This is a genomic window from Rhodopseudomonas sp. BAL398, from assembly GCF_033001325.1.
In the GTDB taxonomy this organism is placed as follows: domain Bacteria; phylum Pseudomonadota; class Alphaproteobacteria; order Rhizobiales; family Xanthobacteraceae; genus JARJEH01.
This window is the reverse complement of record NZ_CP133111.1, coordinates 2,486,918-2,506,358: the sequence shown is the minus strand read 5'-3', so window position 1 is coordinate 2,506,358 and position 19,441 is coordinate 2,486,918. Positions and strand designations below refer to the sequence as shown.

Sequence of the window (19,441 nt, the reverse complement as noted above, 5' to 3'; positions counted from 1 at the left end):
GCGGTTTGGGAGAAATTGAATGCCGATGGATGCCCACGATATCGAGGCGATGATCAAGACCGCGATTCCCGACGCGCAGGTCACGATCCGCGATCTGGCCGGCGACGGCGACCATTATGCCGCGACCGTGATCTCCGAATCGTTCCGCGGCAAGTCCCGGGTGCAGCAGCACCAGATCGTCTATCAGTCGCTGAAGGGCCAGATGGGCGGCGTGCTGCACGCGCTGGCGCTGCAGACCGGGGTGCCTGAATCCTGAGCGATGACGACAACGCCGTGACGGCGCCGCCCGGCCCAAGCCTGCTGCGGCAACGCAAGCCGCAGCAGCATAATCGCGTCACCTATGTCGAATTGTTCTTCGACCTGGTGTTCGTCTTTGCCATCACCCAGATCTCGCATTTCCTGCTGGCGCATTTCACGCCGCTTGGCGTGTTGCAGGCCGCGATCCTGATGCTCGCGGTGTGGTGGGTCTGGGTCTTCACCTCCTGGATCACCAATTGGCTCGATCCGGAACGCACCGCGGTGCGGCTGATGCTGTTCGCCCTGATGATCGCCGGCCTGTTGCTGTCGACCTCGATCCCCAAGGCGTTCGACAGCCGGGGTCTGGCCTTCGCCGGGGCGTTTGCCGCGATGCAGGTCGGCCGCACCGCGTTTTTCGCCCTGGCGGTGCCGCGCAGCGAGCCGAAACTGAAACTCGGCTTCGTCCGGATCCTGATCTGGCTCAGCGTCAGCGGTGTGTTCTGGATCGCCGGCGGCCTGGCGCAAAGCGAGGCGCGGCTGGCGCTGTGGCTATTGGCGCTGCTGATCGAATATTGCGGGCCGGTGGCGCGGTTCTGGGTGCCGGCGGTCGGCGCCTCGGCGACCACCGACTGGAGCGTCGAGGGCGGCCATATGGCCGAACGCTGCGCGCTGTTCATCATCATTGCGCTGGGCGAATCGGTGGTGGTCACCGGCGCCACTTTTGCGGAGATCGACTGGACACCGATCACGCTGGCCGCCTTCGCGGTGGCGCTTGGCGGCGCGATCGCGATGTGGTGGATCTATTTCCACATCGGGGTGCATCTGGGATCGGACAAGATCTCGCATTCCGCCGATCCCGGCCGGCTGGCGCGCAACGCCTATACCTATCTGCATCTGCCGATCGTGGCCGGCATCGTGGTCAGCGCGGTCGGCGACGAATTGCTGCTGGCGCATCCCTCCGGCCACGCCGACATCAAGGCGACGCTGAGCATGATCGGCGGGCCGCTGCTGTTCCTGCTCGGCATGCTGGCATTCAAGCACAGCGTGCGCGCCCGCTGGGCGTTGTCGCATCTGGCCGGCATCGTGGCGCTGCTGGCGCTGGCGCCGCTGGCGCATTGGCTGTCGCCGCTCGGCCTGTCGAGCCTCGCCACCGCGATCCTGCTGGCGGTCGGCGCCTGGGAAGCGCTCTCGCTCGGCGCCGCCGCGCGCGCGCCGGAGCTGTAGCGTCAGCGTCACTTGCCTTAACGAAGGCTTAACGGCCCGATGACACCGTGCCGCGCGGGCTGGGAGATTGCCGATTGTCGAAATGGCAGGAAGACAGAGCGAGGGCCAATCAGTTGGCGCTGGCGCGGCTGGAGAAGTCGCTGCCGCCGGCGTTTCCCGCCGCCGTGCTGGCGCGGGCGCTGGCCTGCCGCTTCATTCCGCCGACGCCCAGGCTGGCGGTCGACGGCTATTGGCGCGACCATCCGCTGCGCGCCGACCGGCTGGCCCGCGCGCTGGCTGGGCGCAGCGGCGCCCCCGAGGGCTGGCGCTGGCGGCTCGCCGACGATCGCGCCGAGGGCCTGCCGGCCACATTCCGCTCGCCGCCGGCGCCCTATCGCGAAGCGGCCCACGCCAAGGGCCCGGGCTTTTGCTGCGTCTGCGGCCAGGGTGTCTATCGCTTCGGCTGGCATGTCGATCTGTGGGATCGCGACATCAACAAGAATGCGAACTGGCACAGCGCCTGCGTGGTCGCCTGGCAATTCTGGAACGCGCCGAGCGGCGAGGCCAAGCTGCTGCGACGCCTGCAGAGCCGGCGCTGTCGGCAGAGCAGTGGACGGCTGTGGCGGACCGCCGAAGTCGACCACCGCGTCCCGCTATTCCAGGTCTGGCGCCAGCACCGCGACGCGCCGTGGCCGGAGCTGCTCGGCTATTGGGGACTGCCGAACCTGCAGGTGATCAACCGCGAGGTCCATGTTGAAAAATGTGCGACCGAGGCGCGGGACCGAAGCCTCGCGCGCGGGGCAGCGGCGGAAATCGCCTGATCGCCCGCGCTGCCGGCCGGCAAGTTCAAGCGCCCGTCATTGCGAGCGAAGCGACGCAATCCAGGGCTGCTCACACGACGTTGCTGGATTGCGTCGTCGCTTCGCTCCTCGCAATGACGCCGGCAAGTGCCGCCCTCGGCGACCCCATTTACGCCTCGGCTCGCTCAGTGCTCGGCCTGGTCCGGAAGATCATCCGGGAAGTCGCCGAGCCTAGCGATCAGGGCGTTGATATGCGGTGAATCGTCGACGGCCTCGACCAGTTCGAAAAACAGCGTCTTGTAGGTGACAAAGACGACGCCGGCGTGTTTCAATCTGTCGACGGCGTCGTCGGTGCGGTGGGTCGATGAAAACAGCAATTCGTCGACGGCGAACACGTCGAAGCCGAGATCGAGCAGGCCAAGGCAGGACTGCAACACGCAGACATCGGTTTCACAGCCCGCCACAATGATCTGCGGTTTTTTCAAGCGCTGCAGATGGCTGCGAATCGGCTTTTCCTTGGTGAGATCGAAGAAATCCTTCTCGAACACCTTGGCGGCATCGCCGAGCGTTGCCATGAGATCGGTTGCCTCGGCGCCCTTGCGGTCCACCGGGCGCTCCAGCGTGATGAGCGTCGGAATCCGAAAATAGCCGAGCAGAGCCGCGAAGCTGCGCATATTGCGCCCCAGCCGCGCGCGGCTGCGCGGTTCGAGCTGGTCGAGAAATCCTTCCTGGTAATCAATGATCGCGGCACAGCACTGATCGGCGCGGATGCGAAGGGGGCCGGACTTGCCCTGGCGATGGTTCATTTGCGTTTTCACCGGGGCAGGGTGCGCGGCCTTGTCGGCCACGACCTATTCCGCGGCCTTCAAGACGTGCACCGAGAACATCCCCTCGGAATCGGTCCAGCATTGCAGCGGGGTCCAGCCCGAACCCTGCGCCAGCGCGCCGAAGCGCTCGAGGCTGTATTTGTAGCTGCTTTCGGTATGGATGGTTTCGCCGATGCGGAACGAGAAATTGCGGCCGAGGATGCGAACGCTCTGGCTCTTGCGGCTGATCAGATGCATCTCGATGCGGTGTAGCTCGCGATTGAAAATCGCGCGGTGCTTGAACGCCGACAGGTCGAAATTGCCGCCGAGCTCGCGGTTGATCCGCACCAGCACGTTGAGGTTGAACTGCGCGGTAACGCCGGCGTCGTCGTTATAGGCGGCGGCCAGTACGCGATCGTCCTTCTCCAGATCGACGCCGATCAGCAGCTCCGAACCCTCGCCGAGAATCCGCCGCGCGCTGCGCAGGAAGGCGCAGGCCTCGTGCGGCTCGAAATTGCCCAGCGTCGAGCCGGGAAAGAACCCGACCTTCGGCATCGCCACCACCGCCTCGGGCAGCTCGAACGGCGTGGTGAAATCCGCCGTCACCGGATAGACGGCGAGGCCCGGGACATCGCGGCGCAGCTCGTCGGCCTGGGCGTTGAGGAAGTCGCCGGAAATATCCACCGGCACATAAGCGTGGGTGTGACAGGCCTGCAGCAGCGTGCGGACCTTGGTGGTGGCGCCGGCGCCGAATTCGACGATCGCCGCGTCAGCCGGAATCCGCGCCGCGATCTCTTCGCCGCGATCGCGTAGGATCTCGAGCTCGCAGCGGGTCGGGTAATATTCGGGCTGCACGGTGATCTGCTCGAACAATTCGGAGCCGGCGGCATCATAGAAATATTTCGGCGATAGGCGCTTCTGGGATCGCGACAGGCCTTCGATCACGTCATGGGCGAATGTCGAAGTCGATTCATCGAGCTGGTGCTGTTTCGCCAGCGCGGCAACGTGAACATTCATGAGGGTCTCCTGCTGCGCCCGCGGCGCGGTTCAGTAGCAATCAGACGGCGTAATCGGCAAGGCGAAGTCCGGTGAATTGCCAGCGGTGATGCGGATAGAAGAAGTTGCGGTAGGTGAGTCGGCTGTGATCCTTCGGCGTCGCCAAAGAGGAGCCGCGCAGCACCAGCTGATTGATCATGAACTTGCCATTGTATTCGCCGAGCGCGCCCTCGATGGCGCGATAGCCCGGATAGGCCGCATAGGCGCTGCGAGTCCATTGCCACACCATGCCGAAGGCATCGTTGAGCTGGCCGGCGCGCGCTGCGACTTCCCATTCCATCTCGGTCGGCAGATGCTGACCGCGCCAGCGCGCGAAGGCATCGGCCTCGTAATAACTGACGTGACACACCGGGGCATCCGGATCGACCTTCTGCAAACCGCCGAGCGTCATGATCTGCCATTCGCCGTCGACCTCGCGCCAATGTCCGGGCGCTTCCCAGCCCTCGCGCTCGACCGTTGCGAAGCCGTCCATCAGCCACAGCGTGGCGGTGCGGTAACCGCCATCGGCGATGAAGTCCAGCCATTCGGCATTGCTGACCAGGTTCCGCGCCAGCTTTACCGGGCCGACCAGCGCCCGATGCGCCGGCTCTTCATTGTCGAAATGAAAGCCGTCGCCGACATGACCGATCGAATGGATGCCCTCCGCCAGCGTCACCCAATCGTCGCCCTGCCGCGTCGCGCGCGGAAATTGCCACGCCGGATCATAGGCCGGCGGAATTGGATTTTGCGCGAAGGCATGCAGGATGTCGGTGATCATCAGTTCCTGATGCTGCTGTTCGTGATTGAGCCCGACTTCGAGCAGCGGCGCCACGGCGGCCAGCTCGGCCGGTTCGGCCTCACCGAAAAATCGCAAGATCGCAGCATCGACATGGCGGCGATAGGCGGTCACCTCGGCGGCGCCGGGACGTGTCAGCAGCCCGCGTGCGGCGCGGCTGTGGCGGGGGCCGGCGGTGACGTAATAGGAGTTGAACAGATAGGCGTAGTCCGGATGGTAGACCGCATAATCGGGACAATACTGGCCGAGCAGAAACTGCTCGAAGAACCAGGTGGTGTGGGCGCGGTGCCATTTCGCCGGGCTGGCGTCCGGCATCGATTGCACGACTTGATCCTCGGGCGACAGCGGCGCTGCGCGGCGTTCGGTCTCGTCGCGGACCGCGCGATAGGCCCGTGCCAGATCTTGCGCCAGATCGCTCGAGGCGGAGATCGCGGACGCGTGAGGGGCCGCCAAAGGGGCGCCAGCGGATACAATGGTTGTCACGAAGATCTCCGGTTTTGGGGATGTAACGTCACCTTTGAAGATGAGTTCCAAAACGAGTTCCAGCTTCCTAGAGCGGCTTTTGACAGCGGCTTCACCCAGATAGGTCATCCCGTCGCAGATAAAACCCCGGCGGCTGCGGCCGGAATTTCCCCTCGCCGGCATTTTACTTGGGGCCGGCGGGGTTTCGGTCTAGATATTTAACGCTAGATATAGGGTAGGTTTGAGCGGAGCGCTGATGGCCAGCACGACCGTGCCGCAAAGGGGTGTGAAATGAGCATTGAGCAATTCATCGAGAACGAAGTGAAGTCGAACGACGTGGTGCTGTTCATGAAGGGCACCCCTCAGTTTCCGCAATGCGGCTTTTCAGGTCAGGTCGTGCAGATTCTTGACCATGTTGGCGTCGGCTACAAGGGCTTGAACGTGCTCGAATCAGCGGATTTGCGCGACGGCATCAAGACCTATTCGAACTGGCCGACGATTCCGCAGCTCTACGTCAAGGGCGAATTCGTCGGTGGTTGCGACATCATCCGCGAAATGTTCCAGGCTGGCGAATTGCAGAAACTGCTCGCCGACAAGGGCGTCACGGTGGCGGCGTCTGCCTGACCCCGCTGATCGCGCGTGTTCGCCCGACAATTCGGCGCGACCCGGCTTGAGGTGATTGTCGCCGACATCACGACGCTCGATGTCGACGCCATCGTCAACGCCGCCAATAATTCGCTGCTCGGCGGCGGCGGCGTCGACGGCGCGATTCACCGCGCCGCCGGGCCGAAATTGCTCGCCGCGTGCCGCCTGCTGAATGGCTGCGCCACCGGCGAGGCCAAGATCACCCCAGGCTTTTTGTTGCCGGCGCGGCATGTGATCCATGCGGTCGGTCCGGTGTGGCGCGGCGGCGATGGCGGCGAGGATGCCGCCTTGGAATCGTGCTATCGCCGCGCGCTGGCGCTGTGCCAGAGCCACGATCTGCGCTCGCTCGCGTTCCCGGCGATCTCCACCGGGGTCTATGGTTTTCCGGCCGAGCGCGCCGCTTCCATTGCGATCAACACAACAATCGACGCGCTTGACGCCGTCCCCGCAGTTGCAAAGGTGGTGTTCTGCTGCTTTTCCGAATCGTCCGCCCGCCTGCACGCGGCGGCGCTGGCCGGTTCCGCCGCCTGACACGCTGAGCAAGCCCGGCACTTGAATCGATAAGATCCCCCGCTACGATCCCTGCAACATCAATCGGGAGGGAATGCGAATGTGGCGGCAGGCAATGCGAGCGGTGGTGGGCGGCGCGTTGCTGGCAATGATGGCGGCGCCGGCGGCCTTCGCGCAAGGCACCTTCGATCTGCCGGCCGGGGCGCATTTCTCGCAGGAAAAGCTGGCGCGGATCGACGCGTTCTTCAAGGGCCAGATCGCTGAGGGCAAGATTCCCGGCGCGGTGCTGTATATCGAGCAGCATGGCAAGCCGGTGTATCAACGCTATTTCGGCGTCCGCGACACCGCCACCAAGCAGCCGATGACCGACGATACCATCTTCCGGCTGGCCTCGCTGACCAAGCCGTTCACCGCCTTCGCGGCGATGATGCTGGTCGAGCGCGGCAAGCTCAAGCTCGACGATCCGCTGTCGAAATACGTCCCGGCCTTTGCCACGGTGAAGGTCGGCGTCGAAAAGAAGCAGGCCGACGGCAGCAAGACGCTGGTGTTCGAGCCGCCGAAACGGCCGATTCTGATCAGCGACCTGCTGCTGCATACGTCGGGGATTACTTACGGCTTTTTCGGCGACAGCCTGGTGCGCAAGGCGATCGACGCCGCCAGGATCTATGACGGCAATCCCACCACCGCCGAATTCGCCGAGCGCATCGCCAGATTGCCATTGCAGGAGCAGCCCGGCACGCTGTGGGACTACGGCAATTCCTACGAGGTGCTCGGCCGCGTCATCGAGGTGGCATCGGGCCAGTCCTTCTATCAGTTCGAGAAGGCCAATCTGTTCGACCCGCTGAGCATGACCGACACCCGCTATTTCCTGACCACGCCGGAGCAGAAACAGCGGATGGCGCAGCCGATGCCCAACGATGCCGATTTTCATGTCGGGCGGCCGAGCACGCCGGACATCGTCAAGAACTGGGAATCCGGCGGCGGCGGCCTGGTCTCGACGCCGCATGACGTGATCCGCTTCGTGCGGATGCTGCTGCATGGCGGCGAGCTCGACGGCAAGCGCTATCTCAGCGAGGCCACCTTCAAACTGATGACCACCGACCATATCGGCCCGACGTCGGGGATCGAGCGCGACTATTTCTATTTCCCCGGCGACGGCTTCGGCTATGGCTATGGTCTGGCGGTGCGCACCGATCCCGGCAACGCCAAGCCGCCGCCGCCCGGTTCCCTGGGCGAATTGAAATGGGACGGCGCCACCGGCTGCTATTTCGTGGTCGATCCCAAGCAGGACATGTTCTTCGTGTTGATGCAGCAGACCCCGTCGCAGCGCCAGCCGATCCAGCGCGAAACCAAGAAGCTGATCTACGAAGCGATGGAGAATTGAAGCGGGGCGGGCCGGCGGGTTTGAAGCTCAGGCTTGAAGTTCAGGCCCAAAGCTGAAGGTGATGTGTCATCGCCGCGGGAGTTCCTTTTGCTCACGGCTTCGCCGCTCTCGCCCGGTTCCGCATTGCCCCGCAGCAATCGCTGCGGCGACAACCCTGTATACATTTTCAAACATTCCGCCTAGGTTTCGGGCGCGGTCGTGCTGATTGCCGACCGGACTGCAGTAACATCGACGCCTTCCGGCATTCTCGTTGCCATCTTCGGCAGTGAGTCGTCGCAGGCGGGTTAGTCATCTTTCTCAATTTGCGTATTTGACTGGACCACCAAGGCCCCGGCGTCGTCGGCGCGCCTTGCTTGCCATGCTCGCGCATGGCTTTTGCAACCAGAAAGGAATCTGATGTCGTATAAACAACCTGGTCGAGCCAGCATCGTATCGCGCGCGATCGCGGCGATCATTCTGACGGGCATTTATAGCTTCGCGCTCATCGGCGCGACCGCCGTCGTGTTCGGCGTGTCCAGCACGTCGGCTCAGGCGCAGCGCGGCGATGGTCGTGGTCGTGGTGATCGTGGGCGTGGCCGTGGCCGTGCCCGTGGTGATCGCGGACGTGGTCGTGGCGATCGCGGTCGCGGTCGTGGCCGTGGCCGCGGCGGCTGCCTCATCAATGCCGCCGGTGTCCGGATCTGCCTCTAAGCTACCTCGACTTTGCGACTCTCAAGCGGGCCTGATCGTCAGATCGGGCCCGCTTCTGTTTGTGCCGTCGCGGCGGCTACTAGACGCCGCGCACGATGTCGCGGATCAGCCCGAGCGTCTCGTCGATCATGGCGCTGCTCACATCGAGATGGGTGCAGGCGCGGATCCGGCCGTCCATCGTCGCCAGCAGAACGCCGCGCTGCCGCAGCGCCGCGACCATCGCCTGGCCGTCGATGCCGGCGTCCCTCGGATCGAAAAACACCAGATTGGTTTCGGGCGGCTGCACGGTGACGCCGGGAATTTGCGCGAGCCCCTGCGCCAGCGCCTGGGCGTTGTCGTGGTCGTCGGCCAGCCGCGCGACATGATGATCGAGCGCATGGATGCAGGCCGCCGCGATGATGCCGGCCTGGCGCATTGATCCGCCGAGCCGCTGCTTCCAGCGCCAGACCTGATCGATGAAGTCGCGCGAGCCGGCGATCGCCGCGCCGACCGGCGCGCCCAATCCCTTGCTGAAATCGATCCAGGCCGAGCCCCAGCCCGCAGTCATCTCGCGCGCGCTGATGCCGGTGGCGACGGTGGCGTTCAGCAGCCGGGCGCCGTCCATATGGGTGGCGAGACCCGCGGCGCTGGCGGCCTCGGCGATGTCGTCGAGCACGGACTTGGGCCAGATCGTGCCGCCGCCGATATTGGCGGTCTGTTCGACGCTGACCAGGGTCTGCGGCGGCTCGTAGCGGTTACGCGGATGCAGCGCGGCGCGGAATGCCTCCAGCGAGAACTGCCCGTTCGGCCCTGGCAGCGCGGTGATCTGGAAGCCGCCGAGCGCCGCATGGGTGCCGCCTTCGCGCGACAGGATATGGGCGGTCGCATGCGCCAGGATTTCGTCGCCGGGCCGGCAGGTCGACAGCGTCGCGGTGACGTTGCACATCGTGCCCGATGGCAGGAACACCGCGGCTTCCTTGCCGAGCAATTCGGCGACGCGCTCATTCAACAGATTGACGGTGGGATCGTCGCCGCCCTGTTCGTCGCCGACCTCCGCCCGCGCCATCGCCTCGCGCATCGCCGGCGTCGGCCGGGTTTGGGTATCGGACAACAGATTGATGCGGACCGGCGGCAGGGCGGGATCACGCGGGGCAGGAGTGTAGTGGACCATGGCACTCTCGATTCATGAAAACTGGTTCAACCGAGCATAGACGATTTTCGCCACGAGAAATTTGCCTGGTCATTCCGGGGCGCGAGCAGCGAAGCTGCGGGCGAACCCGGAATCTTGCGGCGGGGCAAGCGCCCTGCCTGTGGCGAGATTCCGGGTTCGCTCGGCCTGCGGCCTCGCGCCCCGGAATGACAGTGCTCATAAGAAACAGCGCTCATACGAAAAAGGCCCCGGTAAAACCGGGGCCTGATACCGTCTGTCGCTGAAACGAAATCAGCGCGAATAGAATTCGACGATCAGATGCGGCTCCATCTGCACCGCGAACGGCACGTCGGACAGAACCGGGACGCGCTGATACTTGGCGGTGCCCTTGTTGTGATCGACCTCGATGAAATCGGGCACGTCGCGCTCGCCGAGCTGAGCTGCTTCCAGCACGATCGCGAGCTGCTTGGAGGATTCCTTGATCTCGATCAGGTCGCCGACCTTGACCTTGTAGCTCGAAATGTTGACGCGCTTGCCGTTCACCTTGATGTGGCCATGATTGATGAACTGGCGGGCGGCGAACATGGTGGCGACGAATTTGGCGCGATAGACCACGGTGTCGAGGCGGCGCTCGAGCAGGCCGATCAGGTTCTCGCCGGTGTCGCCCTTCATCCGGCCGGCTTCGACATAGATGCTGTGGAACTGGCGCTCGGAGATGTTGGCGTAATAGCCCTTCAACTTCTGCTTGGCGCGCAGCTGCACGCCGAAGTCGGACAGCTTGCCCTTGCGGCGCTGGCCGTGCTGGCCGGGGCCGTATTCGCGGCGGTTGACCGGGCTCTTCGGACGGCCCCAGATGTTCTGGCCCATACGACGGTCGATTTTATACTTCGCTTCATTGCGCTTTGTCATCGCGTCCTCGATTTGGTGATGATGAGGAGACGCGCCCTCCTACGCTCCGGGACGATCCCGGAGCCGACAGGCTCGGACTTCAAGCTGAAGCACGATCCACGGGTGCGAAACGCTTCGCGGGCCAAAACGGCCCGCGAGCAGCCGGGTTCTAGGGAGAAACCGTCATCAAGTCAATCGATTCGCCGGCGCCGGGCCCCGGATCAGCAGCGCACCGCGCCGCCCTGCGGAGCGTTGCGCAGCATCCGGGGCGCGGATCAGCCGGTTTAACCTCGGACTGCCCGTGCCGGTTTGTCGACGATGCGCGGCAGGGCCTGCAATTCCTCCGCAATCGGGCCGTTCAGCGCCTGTTCCAGCCGGGTCATGGCGGTGGCGATCAGGGCAGCGTCGGTGACCCGATGGTCGAAGCGGATCACCACGTCGATGGTCCCCTCGGCCGACACCGCCCCGTAGCTGAGGATGAAGGGTCCCGGCCCGATCGGATACAGCGCGCCGGGGCCGAAGGCGGCGACCGAGGACAGGCCGAAAGTTCCGAAATGGTTGGCGCGCTGGCGGCCGACATTGAGCGCGAACAGCCAGGCCAGCCGGCGTAGCGGCAGCGGCAGCCGCGTCACCTGCAGCATCTTGCGGAACGCCCGCACCTCGCCGATCGGCGCGGTCTTGGCGTGGCGGATCGCGGCGTCGATCTCGGCCAGCGCCATGGCGTCGGCGCCGATCAGCTTCTGCGTCATCACGCAGTCCTCGCCGTCGCATTGCCGCGCGATCGCCACCATCGCGATGCTGTGCGGCAATTCGAACAGATGCGGCCACGGCCAGGTGACATAAAGCGTGCGCAGGACCGGCTGGTCGCGCCCCACCAGGCTGAAGGCCTTGGCGAAGATTGCGGCCCACCCCGGACACAGCTCGGCCGCCTGGCGTGCCCGCGCCAGCGGCGCGACGCTCAAAGTGCGCTGGAACGTGATCAACGGCACGCCCTGCGAGGCGCGCATCAGGTCGACGATCAGCCGGCGCGGAATCGATAGTTTACAGGAGGTGCCGCGCATCGCTCGGCTATGTCGCCAGTGTGGTGAGCGGCCCGGCAAAGCCGCGCAACGTCAATCCGAGTAGGATTTTCTTCATCATGGCGGTCCCTCCGTGCGCGAACCTATCAGCGTGGCGGGGATGGGGAAAGCGCTCAAGCCAGCACGCGGCCGGCGAAAAGTCGGTTACTGCGCCGCAACCGCGACGTTAACCGTCTCTTCCATGATCTCGACGCTGTCGCCATTGCGGATGAGAAGCGCCGAATAGTATCCGCGATAAGGCTGCTCGCCGAGCTTCGCCCGCCACTCGCCGGCATTGAAGACAACGTCGCCCTCGCGGCGCGAGACCTGACGCTGCACACTGTAATCGCGCAGCCCAAGGTCGACGACGCGCTGGAACTCGCGGGCTATGGCGTCGCGGCCGCGAAAGATGCCGCTCGGTGTGATGCGAACGCCGTCCTTGCTGAAGAAAGCCGCCATCGCCGCCACGTCCTTGCGGTTGTAGGCCACGGCGAATTGCTGCTGGACCTTTTCGAAAGCGTCGCCGCCGGCGGGCTGGTCGATGAGCTGCGCCATCGCGGTCCCGGCGTTTGTCAGCAGGGCAACAGCAACGATGAACGTGGTCATTCGGGCCATGGGAACCTCCCTTTTTCTTTGACTGGCACGGCATCGAGGCCATGCCAGCGACGTCATGACGGTGAGCGCAATTCTATCCGGTTTACGGCTGCGCTCAACGCTCGGCAGGGCCTGAAGGGGAAAGTCGGATCGTGCGGCGACGCTCAGGCCAGCACGCGGCCGCCGAAATACGGTTCCAGCACCGCGGCCGGCAGATGCGCGCGGCCGGAGGTGAAGATCATCTCGGCGCCGCCGGGCTCCGCCTCGCCATTGCCGCGGCCGAGCAGGTCGGCGACCCGGCGGGCGATCGCCGGCGCCGGATCGATCCACGCCACCTGCCAGGGCGCCAGCGCCACCAGCCGCGTCAGCAGCAGCGGGAAATGCGTGCAGGCCAGCACCACCGCGTCGGTGCGCAGGCCGGCGTCATCGACGAAGCAGGGCGCGATCTCGGCGAGGATGTCGGGGTCGGCGATCGCGGCACCGCCCAGCGACGCCTCCGCCAGCGACGCCAGATTGGCCGAACCGACCAGCGTCACGGTGCAGCTCTTGGCGTGATCGCGGATCAGCGCGCGGGTATATTCGCGTTTGACGGTTGCTTTGGTGCCGAGCACCGAGACCCGTTTGGTGGTCGAGGCCGCGCAGGCCGGCTTGATCGCCGGCACCGTGCCGACGAACGGCACCGCATAGGCCGCGCGCAGCGGCGCCAGCACCGACACCGACATCGTGTTGCAGGCGATCACCACCAAATCGGGCGCGTGGGCCGCGATCAATTCGCCGATCAGCGGCACCACCCGGGCGATGATGGCGTCCTCGCTGTGCTGGCCATAGGGGAAGAACAGGTCGTCGGCGACATAGACATAGCGCGCGTCGGGCCGCGCCGTGACGATCTCGCGCAGCACGGTGAGGCCGCCGAGGCCGGAATCGATCACCAGAATGGTCGGAGAGGGCACGGGCAGATCCTAGACTTGATAGTCGATTCGCAGACGCGGCATCGATACTCCCCGTTGGGAGAGGGGTGGGGGAGGGGTTTCGCCCTCTCGTGAGGTCAAAATCCCTCACCCGGATTGCTTCGCAATCCGACCTCTCCCGATGGGAGAGGTGAGCCAGCTTCACCGCACGCCCTGGATTAACGTTGAGTGCTACCATCTTAACCAGACATGGTTACCACCAAGTTGTCGGCATGGTGCGGCGGCACCAGGCGGCCCGTTCTACACCGGCAACAGCGGCCGATATGGGGCGGCCGGCCGCTCGATCGCGATCGGATCGCCCGGCCGGACGTCGCCATCGGCCAGCACGATCGCCATCACCCCGGCCTTGCGGATCAGATGGCCGGTCGCGTCCTTGTCCAGCGTCGCCGCCATCAGGCCGGGCTGAAAGCGGTCGATCTGAATGCAGGGATTGCGCAGGCCGGTGAGCTCGACCAAAGCGCTGTCGCCGAGACGCAGCCTGGTGCAGGTCGGCAGCGCCAGCAGGTCGAGGCCGACGGTGGTGACGTTTTCGCCGAGCTCGCCAGGCTGCACCAGAAAGCCTTTGGCGTGCAGCTCGTCGAACAATTCGGCATGGATCAGATGGACCTGGCGCAGATTGGGCGCACTCGGGTCGCGGCGAACCCGGGAGCGGTGTTGCACCGTCGCGCCGCTATGGCCGTCGCCGGCGACGCCGAGCCCGGTCAACAGCCGGATGCTCAGGCTTGGAATCTTGCTGAAATGATGCCCGCGCCGCAGGCTGACCGCGACGACGCAGGGGGACCTCACCATCATCTCGCTCCCGACTCGCCAAGCGCCGCGATCACGGTCTCGATCGGCAGGAACAGGATGCGGCTGTCCGCCGGATATTCGATGAACTCCGCGCATCGCAGATAGAAGCGCTTGGCTGCTTCATCCTTGGCGTGGACGAGGACGGCTCCGATTCCGATGCTCTGCGAGGCGACCGCGATCCGGCGCAGCGCATCGGCGAGCAGGTCGGCACCGAGGCCGCGGCCGGCGTGGTCGCGGCTGACCGCGAGCCGGCCGATCACCGAGACCGGGATAGTGTCGGGGGCGTTGCGCCGAAGCTTTCCGGGCGCCGCAGCGCGTTCGACCGCGCCGGCCGAGATGCAGAAATATCCCACGACGCGCTGGCCCTCGCAGACGACATAGGTGCGGGAGAACCGGCTTTCATTGTTCAGCGCGCGGCGTCGCAGCCAATCGTTCAGCGCCGGCTCGCCGCAGTCGAAGGTCGCGACATCATGCGCGGCGGTCAGCGGCACCGGGGCCGATAGTCCGGGCCGTTCCGGCCGACCTACGTCTTCTGCCATGCCGGCACTCGGCGGAGCAGCGACCGCAGTTTCGGTCCCGGCGCCGGCGGATTGTCGAGCGCGTGCAGGAAGGCGTCGTAGCGCTGCGGATCGAGCACGAACAGCCGCTGATCCAGCACCACGTCGATCGCCTGCCGCCGGGCGCTGTCGATCATGAACTCGGTCCGGGTCTTGCCGAGGATAGCGGCGGCTTCGTCGATCAGCTGGCGGGTGCGAGCCTCGATCCGCAGATTGATGCTGCCCTTGGAATCAGCCGCCGCCGGCTCCACGAGCGCGATGGCCGTGGATTCCGCATATTCCGAAGCGGGTGGACGAGCTTTTGCCATGGCCGAAATATCGGTGCCTGTACCCACAATGTCAATACAGAGACGTTCGAGGTTCCGTTTCCCGGATGCGGTGCAGCACGCCCGGCGATGCTCGGCATCGTCCGAAGTGCTGCTCCGCAGATCCGGGATCCCGGTTGGTTGGCCGGCACAAAGCGGGGCCCCGGATCAGCAGCGCACCACGCCGCGAGGGCGGCGCGTTGCGCGGCATCCGGGGCACGCCGAAGCTGTCGTTGCCCGCCTCAGCTGTTCCCGAACACCCGCTGGAAGATCGTGTCGACATGTTTGAGGTGATAGCCGAGATCGAATTGTTCGGCGATCTCTTCGGCCGACATGTATTTGCGCATGTCGGGATCGTTGGTCAGCAGGGTCTGGAAATCGCCTTCGCCGCGCCACACCGGCATCGCGTTGCGCTGCACCAGTTTGTAGCTCTCCTCACGCGAGCAGCCCTTCTGGGTCAGCGCCGTCAACAGCCGCTGCGAATGGATCAACCCGCCGAGGCGGTCGAGATTCTTGGTCATGTTGTCGGGATAGACGACGAGCTTCTCGATCACGCCGGCCAGCCGGTTGAGGATGAAATCCAGCGTCACGGTGGCGTCGGGCGCCATCATCCGCTCGGCGGAGGAATGCGAGATGTCGCGCTCGTGCCACAGCACGACGTTTTCCATCGCCGGCGTCACATAGGCGCGCACCATTCGCGACAGGCCGGTGAGGTTTTCGGTCAGCACCGGATTGCGCTTATGCGGCATCGAGGACGAGCCCTTCTGGCCCTCGGAGAAGAACTCCTCGGCCTCCAGCACTTCGGTGCGCTGCAAATGCCGGAATTCGGTGGCAAGCCGCTCCACCGACGAGGCGATCACGCCCAGGGTTGCAAAATACATCGCGGCGCGGTCGCGCGGGATCACCTGGGTCGAGACCGGCTCGACGGCGAGGCCCATCGCCTTGGCGACATAGTCCTCAACGCTCGGATCGATATGCGCGAAGGTGCCGACCGAGCCAGAGATCGCGCAGGTCGCGACCTCTTTGCGCGCCGTCACCAGCCGCTCGCGGGCGCGGGAAAATTCCGCGTAAGCATAGGCCATCTTCAGGCCGAAGGTCACCGGCTCGGCGTGGATGCCGTGGGAGCGGCCGATCGAGGGCGTCATCTTGTGTTCGAAGGCGCGGGTCTTCAGCGCCGCCAGCACGCGGTCGACGTCGGCGATCAGAATGTCGGCGGCGCGGGTGAGCTGGACGTTGAAGCAGGTGTCGAGCACGTCCGACGAGGTCATGCCCTGATGCACGAAGCGTGAATCCGGGCCGACGAATTCGGCCAGATGGGTCAGGAAGGCGATGACATCGTGCTTGACCTCGCGCTCGATCTCGTCGATCCGCGCCACGTCGAAGGCGGCGTCCTTGCCCTTGGCCCAGATCGTCTCGGCGGCCGATTTCGGGATCACCCCCAATTGCGCTTGCGCGGTGGCGGCGTGGGCCTCGATCTCGAACCAGATCTTGAAACGGGTCAGCGGCTCCCAAATGGCAGCCATTTCCGGACGGGTATAGCGCGGGATCATCACACACTCATGCTGTTGGGGGTTACGCCGCGCTTTAGCAGAAAGGGCCGGGCGAGGGAACCGAATTGCCGCGCCGGGTCGGCCGGATCAGGCCGCGGGCGTCCGCGCCTGATCCAGAATGGCCTGGGCGGTGGCGACCTCGGGCACGAAGCGAAAGCCGTAGCGGCCGGTGGCGTCGGTGTCGGGCGAGGCGAGCGAGGCGCCGGAGGCAAGGCTGAGATGGCCGGTGCCGTCGCGGACGTCGAGCAGCTGCGGGTTCTTCATCGCGGCGAAATCGGTGGCGACGGCGCTGGCGGCCCCCAGACCGGCGCGCAGAACCAAGGCGCGGCGATCGGTGATGACATAATGCGTGCGCAGATGGTGCAGCAGCGTGGCAAGCGGCGCCAGCACCAGTATCGCGCCGACCAGCAGCAGGCCGATCCATAGGCCGGTCCCCGGCTGCAGCGCCAGCAGCGTCAGCGCCAGCCACGGCACGCCGATCCACCACAGCACCCGCAGCACCGCCATCCCGGCGACGGCGTCGGGCCGCGCCTGCCAGATCACGCGTTCGCCGGGCTGCAATTGCGCCGCGAGCAGGCGGCCCAAGGGCGCGCCGAATAGCCGACTGCGCGGTGGGTTCAATGTGAGAGTTTCAGAAGCCATCAGGTAAGGACGCGCGAGGCGGACATTTGGTTCAATGAAATCGATCCAGCAACGGGTCGGACCGCGCGCCGCCGCGTCCAAATCGATCGCTTCCGCCGCGTCGCGCGGCGCAGGTGATCTTTCGGGATCGTTTCTCGCCCTGGCGCGTTGAATCGGGTTCAGCACCCACAATCCGTGCGGAGCCAAGGAAAGGACCTCAACATGTCGGCAGGACAGACCAGCGGCACCGGGGCGATGACCGAACTTGAAGACGAGAAGGTGCGCAAGAATGACATCCTCAGCAACCGCGACAAGGCGATGCGCCCGCCCGGCCAGGGCCTCGACGGCAGGGGCGTCGAAGTCGACGAATACAAGGACACGCCGAGCAATCGCCGGCCGAAGCCGGAGTAAGCAGGCGCGATTCCAGAATCATCGCATTCGTAGGGTGGGCAAGACGTAGCAACCATTAAGCGGGCTGCTGTTCGACCCAGGGCGTTCCTCGCTGGACGACGGTGTTGACGAAGATCAGCATCTTCCTGGCGCAGGCGACGAGTGCGACTTTGTGGGGTTTGCCTGCCGCGGTGAGCCGCCGGTAGAGGGCGATCAGCCTGGCGTTCCAGCGGAACGATGCGGCGAGCGCTGCGGCGAATAGGCTGCTGCGCACGCGGGCGCGGCCGTCCCTGATGTGGCGCGCGCCGACGCGCTCGGCGCTGTCGTCGTCGAACGGGGCGAGGCCGGCCAGCGACGCGATGTGCTCACGCGAGACCCGTCCGATCTCCGGCATCCGCACCAGAATGGCGACGGCAGTGCGCAGGCCAACGCCGTTGACGCTTTCGATCAGGTCGAGACGGCGAGCGAGATCGGCGTGCTGCCGGATCGCCTGCACCAGAATGGCGAACTCGGCCTTGAGCACGGCTTTGAACTGCAGGATGCGGTCTTGCCAGATCTGGCGCAGCCGCGGATCACGGCAGGTCTCGCATCGGGTCTTGAAGCAGACGATGTCCTGGGTGATCTGCTCGATCACGGTCAGGTGCATCGCAAAGGCCGCCAAACGCGGGTCCGGCGGGGCGTGCACAACGCGGGTCTCGGTGGCGCAGGCTGCGATCAACGCCGCGTCGATGCAGTCGTTCTTGGCCCGCTTGCCGTGGAATTTGGCGTAGGCGCGAACCTGCGCCGGCTGGAACACGATCACCACGAAGCCGTCGGCGCGGAGCTGCTCGACCACCGGCTGCTCATAGCCGCCGCTGGCTTCGATTCCGACCCGGCCGATCTTTTGTCGGCGCAGCCAAGAGGACAGCCGACGATGGCCCTCGGCGGAGTTCTCGATCTGCAACTGCTCCGGACGGTCGTCGATCGCCACATCGAGCTTGCGTTTGCCGGTATCGATTCCTGCGCTGGCCATGCTAGTCTTGGACATCTTCGTCGACCCTCCCTTGTTTTCCGAACCCATGGTTCCTTCAACCATCCGGGTCAGATGAAGAGCCGATCGCGATCCTGCTACACACTTCAGCCCTCAAGGCTGCGGTGGGCTTCGATCCGACGACCGGCGGTCCGGTCCGGGTGGCCGCCCGGGCCGGACCATTCCTCACGGAACGGGCCGATCGTAACAGTCATTGCTGATACAAGGGTGGGCAAAGCGCAGCGTGCCCACGCTCGCGGCGGCAACGTAGTCCGAACGATCTGTGGGCACGGCGCTGCGCGCCTTGCCCACCCTACGCTTGCTCACCAAACGCTCGCAGGTTGACGTCGCACAACGAGACGTCATATGCGGGCTTGACCCGCGTATCCATCGCGCGCGGAGCGCGCCGCCGGATCAGAGTTGTTGTCGCGAAGAGGATGGGTTGCCGGGCCAAGCCCGGCAACGACGTCGTTCGTGTGATGTGAAACGAATCCACTTCCCCCGTGTCCCGGGCGCGGTGCAGCGCGCAGCGCTGCCCCGCAGAACCGGGACCCCGCTTCAGGCGTCCCAAACAGCGGGGCCCCGGCTCTGCAGCGCACCACGCCGCTGCGCGGCGCGTTGCGCTGCGTCCGGGGCACGCAGTACGTAGTACGTAGGTGGGCAAAGCGAAGCGCGCCCACAGCAGCGAGCCGATCTTGCTGAGCTTCGCGTGGGCACGGCGCAACGGCGCCTTTGCTCACCCTACGCTTGCTACTACGCTTGCTACGAATTGCGGGGTGGATTGGGACCGGAGCTGATTGGCTGCAGCGCTTCGCGTCGTTGCGCTCGTCGCGCTGAACTTCGAGCCCAAGCGCCGACGCCGACGGCGATGGCCAGCATCAGCAACGGCATTCCGACGGCAACGAGCAATTGTTCGGTCATTCGCTGAGACCTCCCAAAATGTCTCTCGCTACTAAATGTCTCTCGCTACTAAATGTGTGGTGGTGGCGACGACCAGACAAGTACTGCGGCATGC

The 19,441-nt window shown here is 65.3% G+C and carries 22 protein-coding genes; 8 read left to right on the top strand and 14 right to left on the bottom strand.

Annotated features, from left to right (window positions below):
• Positions 1-19 precede the first annotated feature (19 nt).
• From RBJ75_RS11970 to RBJ75_RS11960, 3 genes are all read left to right on the top strand, one after another.
• The gene (locus tag RBJ75_RS11970; RefSeq protein ID WP_044410241.1) at positions 20-256 is read left to right on the top strand and encodes a BolA family protein; all 237 of its coding nucleotides are present in this window, start codon (positions 20-22) and stop codon (positions 254-256) included.
• A gap of 17 nt (positions 257-273) precedes the next feature.
• Positions 274-1,461, top strand: a complete 1,188-nt coding sequence (locus RBJ75_RS11965) for a low temperature requirement protein A (RefSeq protein WP_044410238.1) — start codon at positions 274-276, stop codon at positions 1,459-1,461.
• Between the two features lie 74 nt (positions 1,462-1,535).
• Positions 1,536-2,261 carry a hypothetical protein gene (locus RBJ75_RS11960; RefSeq protein WP_044410235.1) on the top strand — a complete coding sequence of 242 codons (726 nt, stop codon included), beginning with the start codon at positions 1,536-1,538 and terminating at the stop codon, positions 2,259-2,261.
• 164 nt (positions 2,262-2,425) lie between these two features.
• Here the strand turns inward: RBJ75_RS11960 and RBJ75_RS11955 are convergent, their stop codons facing one another.
• The 3 genes from RBJ75_RS11955 to egtB are packed head-to-tail and all read right to left on the bottom strand — an operon-like array spanning position 2,426 to position 5,360.
• A complete protein-coding gene (locus RBJ75_RS11955) occupies positions 2,426-3,046 on the bottom strand; it encodes an isochorismatase family protein (protein WP_052628905.1) in 621 nt (206 codons plus the stop codon).
• A gap of 45 nt (positions 3,047-3,091) precedes the next feature.
• Positions 3,092-4,063: an L-histidine N(alpha)-methyltransferase gene (egtD, locus tag RBJ75_RS11950; protein ID WP_044410232.1), complete on the bottom strand. Its 972-nt coding sequence runs from the start codon at positions 4,061-4,063 to the stop codon at positions 3,092-3,094.
• A 40-nt stretch (positions 4,064-4,103) separates the two neighbouring features.
• Positions 4,104-5,360, bottom strand: coding sequence for an ergothioneine biosynthesis protein EgtB (gene egtB, locus RBJ75_RS11945; RefSeq protein ID WP_044410229.1), 1,257 nt, complete (start codon positions 5,358-5,360; stop codon positions 4,104-4,106).
• A 270-nt stretch (positions 5,361-5,630) separates the two neighbouring features.
• Between egtB and grxD the strand changes: the two genes are divergently transcribed.
• From grxD to RBJ75_RS11925, 4 genes are all read left to right on the top strand, one after another.
• Positions 5,631-5,963: a Grx4 family monothiol glutaredoxin gene (grxD, locus tag RBJ75_RS11940; protein WP_044410226.1), complete on the top strand. Its 333-nt coding sequence runs from the start codon at positions 5,631-5,633 to the stop codon at positions 5,961-5,963.
• 15 nt (positions 5,964-5,978) lie between these two features.
• A complete protein-coding gene (locus RBJ75_RS11935) occupies positions 5,979-6,515 on the top strand; it encodes an O-acetyl-ADP-ribose deacetylase (RefSeq protein ID WP_044410223.1) in 537 nt (178 codons plus the stop codon).
• A 79-nt stretch (positions 6,516-6,594) separates the two neighbouring features.
• Positions 6,595-7,878 (top strand): serine hydrolase domain-containing protein, encoded by a 1,284-nt coding sequence (locus tag RBJ75_RS11930; protein ID WP_044410222.1) that lies wholly within the window; start codon positions 6,595-6,597, stop codon positions 7,876-7,878.
• Positions 7,879-8,274: 396 nt separating this feature from the next.
• Positions 8,275-8,568: a hypothetical protein gene (locus tag RBJ75_RS11925; RefSeq protein WP_080901000.1), complete on the top strand. Its 294-nt coding sequence runs from the start codon at positions 8,275-8,277 to the stop codon at positions 8,566-8,568.
• A gap of 79 nt (positions 8,569-8,647) precedes the next feature.
• On the opposite strand, the gene RBJ75_RS11920 is transcribed toward RBJ75_RS11925, so the two are convergent.
• The 10 genes from RBJ75_RS11920 to RBJ75_RS11875 form a co-directional block, all read right to left on the bottom strand.
• Positions 8,648-9,718, bottom strand: coding sequence for a threonine aldolase family protein (locus RBJ75_RS11920; RefSeq protein ID WP_044410220.1), 1,071 nt, complete (start codon positions 9,716-9,718; stop codon positions 8,648-8,650).
• Between the two features lie 270 nt (positions 9,719-9,988).
• Positions 9,989-10,606 carry a 30S ribosomal protein S4 gene (rpsD, locus tag RBJ75_RS11915; RefSeq protein WP_044410380.1) on the bottom strand — a complete coding sequence of 206 codons (618 nt, stop codon included), beginning with the start codon at positions 10,604-10,606 and terminating at the stop codon, positions 9,989-9,991.
• Positions 10,607-10,869: 263 nt separating this feature from the next.
• On the bottom strand, positions 10,870-11,646 hold the full coding sequence (locus RBJ75_RS11910) for an acyltransferase (protein WP_044410381.1): 777 nt from the start codon (positions 11,644-11,646) through the stop codon (positions 10,870-10,872).
• A gap of 162 nt (positions 11,647-11,808) precedes the next feature.
• A complete protein-coding gene (locus RBJ75_RS11905; protein WP_317529016.1) occupies positions 11,809-12,258 on the bottom strand; it encodes a YybH family protein in 450 nt (149 codons plus the stop codon).
• 143 nt (positions 12,259-12,401) lie between these two features.
• Positions 12,402-13,187 (bottom strand): glutamate racemase, encoded by a 786-nt coding sequence (gene murI / locus RBJ75_RS11900; RefSeq protein WP_411194506.1) that lies wholly within the window; start codon positions 13,185-13,187, stop codon positions 12,402-12,404.
• A 258-nt stretch (positions 13,188-13,445) separates the two neighbouring features.
• Positions 13,446-13,997: an MOSC domain-containing protein gene (locus RBJ75_RS11895; protein WP_411194505.1), complete on the bottom strand. Its 552-nt coding sequence runs from the start codon at positions 13,995-13,997 to the stop codon at positions 13,446-13,448.
• Positions 13,994-14,533: a GNAT family N-acetyltransferase gene (locus RBJ75_RS11890; RefSeq protein WP_044410390.1), complete on the bottom strand. Its 540-nt coding sequence runs from the start codon at positions 14,531-14,533 to the stop codon at positions 13,994-13,996. Before RBJ75_RS11890 ends, RBJ75_RS11895 begins: the two co-directional genes overlap by 4 nt.
• Positions 14,518-14,859 (bottom strand): DUF1778 domain-containing protein, encoded by a 342-nt coding sequence (locus RBJ75_RS11885; RefSeq protein WP_044410392.1) that lies wholly within the window; start codon positions 14,857-14,859, stop codon positions 14,518-14,520. Before RBJ75_RS11885 ends, RBJ75_RS11890 begins: the two co-directional genes overlap by 16 nt.
• A 239-nt stretch (positions 14,860-15,098) precedes the next feature.
• On the bottom strand, positions 15,099-16,406 hold the full coding sequence (gene purB, locus RBJ75_RS11880) for an adenylosuccinate lyase (RefSeq protein ID WP_044406112.1): 1,308 nt from the start codon (positions 16,404-16,406) through the stop codon (positions 15,099-15,101).
• An 87-nt stretch (positions 16,407-16,493) separates the two neighbouring features.
• Positions 16,494-16,991, bottom strand: a complete 498-nt coding sequence (locus RBJ75_RS11875) for a hypothetical protein (protein ID WP_052628820.1) — start codon at positions 16,989-16,991, stop codon at positions 16,494-16,496.
• 258 nt (positions 16,992-17,249) lie between these two features.
• Here RBJ75_RS11875 and RBJ75_RS11870 point away from each other — a divergent pair, with 258 nt between their 5' ends.
• A complete protein-coding gene (locus RBJ75_RS11870; RefSeq protein WP_044406106.1) occupies positions 17,250-17,438 on the top strand; it encodes a hypothetical protein in 189 nt (62 codons plus the stop codon).
• A gap of 55 nt (positions 17,439-17,493) precedes the next feature.
• Here the strand turns inward: RBJ75_RS11870 and RBJ75_RS11865 are convergent, their stop codons facing one another.
• A complete protein-coding gene (locus RBJ75_RS11865) occupies positions 17,494-18,444 on the bottom strand; it encodes an IS110 family transposase (RefSeq protein ID WP_317528511.1) in 951 nt (316 codons plus the stop codon).
• Positions 18,445-19,441 lie beyond the last annotated feature (997 nt).

Bases quoted from the DNA above. Each gene is read 5' to 3' on its own strand.
- RBJ75_RS11970 (WP_044410241.1), top strand. From the start codon at position 20: ATGCCGATGGATGCCCACGATATCGAGGCGATGATCAAGACCGCGATT.
- RBJ75_RS11955 (WP_052628905.1), bottom strand. From the start codon at position 3,046: ATGAACCATCGCCAGGGCAAGTCCGGCCCCCTTCGCATCCGCGCCGAT.
- egtD (WP_044410232.1), bottom strand. From the start codon at position 4,063: ATGAATGTTCACGTTGCCGCGCTGGCGAAACAGCACCAGCTCGATGAA.
- grxD (WP_044410226.1), top strand. From the start codon at position 5,631: ATGAGCATTGAGCAATTCATCGAGAACGAAGTGAAGTCGAACGACGTG.
- RBJ75_RS11930 (WP_044410222.1), top strand. From the start codon at position 6,595: ATGTGGCGGCAGGCAATGCGAGCGGTGGTGGGCGGCGCGTTGCTGGCA.
- RBJ75_RS11925 (WP_080901000.1), top strand. From the start codon at position 8,275: ATGTCGTATAAACAACCTGGTCGAGCCAGCATCGTATCGCGCGCGATC.
- RBJ75_RS11920 (WP_044410220.1), bottom strand. From the start codon at position 9,718: ATGGTCCACTACACTCCTGCCCCGCGTGATCCCGCCCTGCCGCCGGTC.
- rpsD (WP_044410380.1), bottom strand. From the start codon at position 10,606: ATGACAAAGCGCAATGAAGCGAAGTATAAAATCGACCGTCGTATGGGC.
- RBJ75_RS11910 (WP_044410381.1), bottom strand. From the start codon at position 11,646: ATGCGCGGCACCTCCTGTAAACTATCGATTCCGCGCCGGCTGATCGTC.
- RBJ75_RS11905 (WP_317529016.1), bottom strand. From the start codon at position 12,258: ATGGCCCGAATGACCACGTTCATCGTTGCTGTTGCCCTGCTGACAAAC.
- RBJ75_RS11895 (WP_411194505.1), bottom strand. From the start codon at position 13,997: ATGATGGTGAGGTCCCCCTGCGTCGTCGCGGTCAGCCTGCGGCGCGGG.
- RBJ75_RS11890 (WP_044410390.1), bottom strand. From the start codon at position 14,533: ATGGCAGAAGACGTAGGTCGGCCGGAACGGCCCGGACTATCGGCCCCG.
- RBJ75_RS11885 (WP_044410392.1), bottom strand. From the start codon at position 14,859: ATGGCAAAAGCTCGTCCACCCGCTTCGGAATATGCGGAATCCACGGCC.
- purB (WP_044406112.1), bottom strand. From the start codon at position 16,406: ATGATCCCGCGCTATACCCGTCCGGAAATGGCTGCCATTTGGGAGCCG.
- RBJ75_RS11870 (WP_044406106.1), top strand. From the start codon at position 17,250: ATGTCGGCAGGACAGACCAGCGGCACCGGGGCGATGACCGAACTTGAA.
- RBJ75_RS11865 (WP_317528511.1), bottom strand. From the start codon at position 18,444: ATGTCCAAGACTAGCATGGCCAGCGCAGGAATCGATACCGGCAAACGC.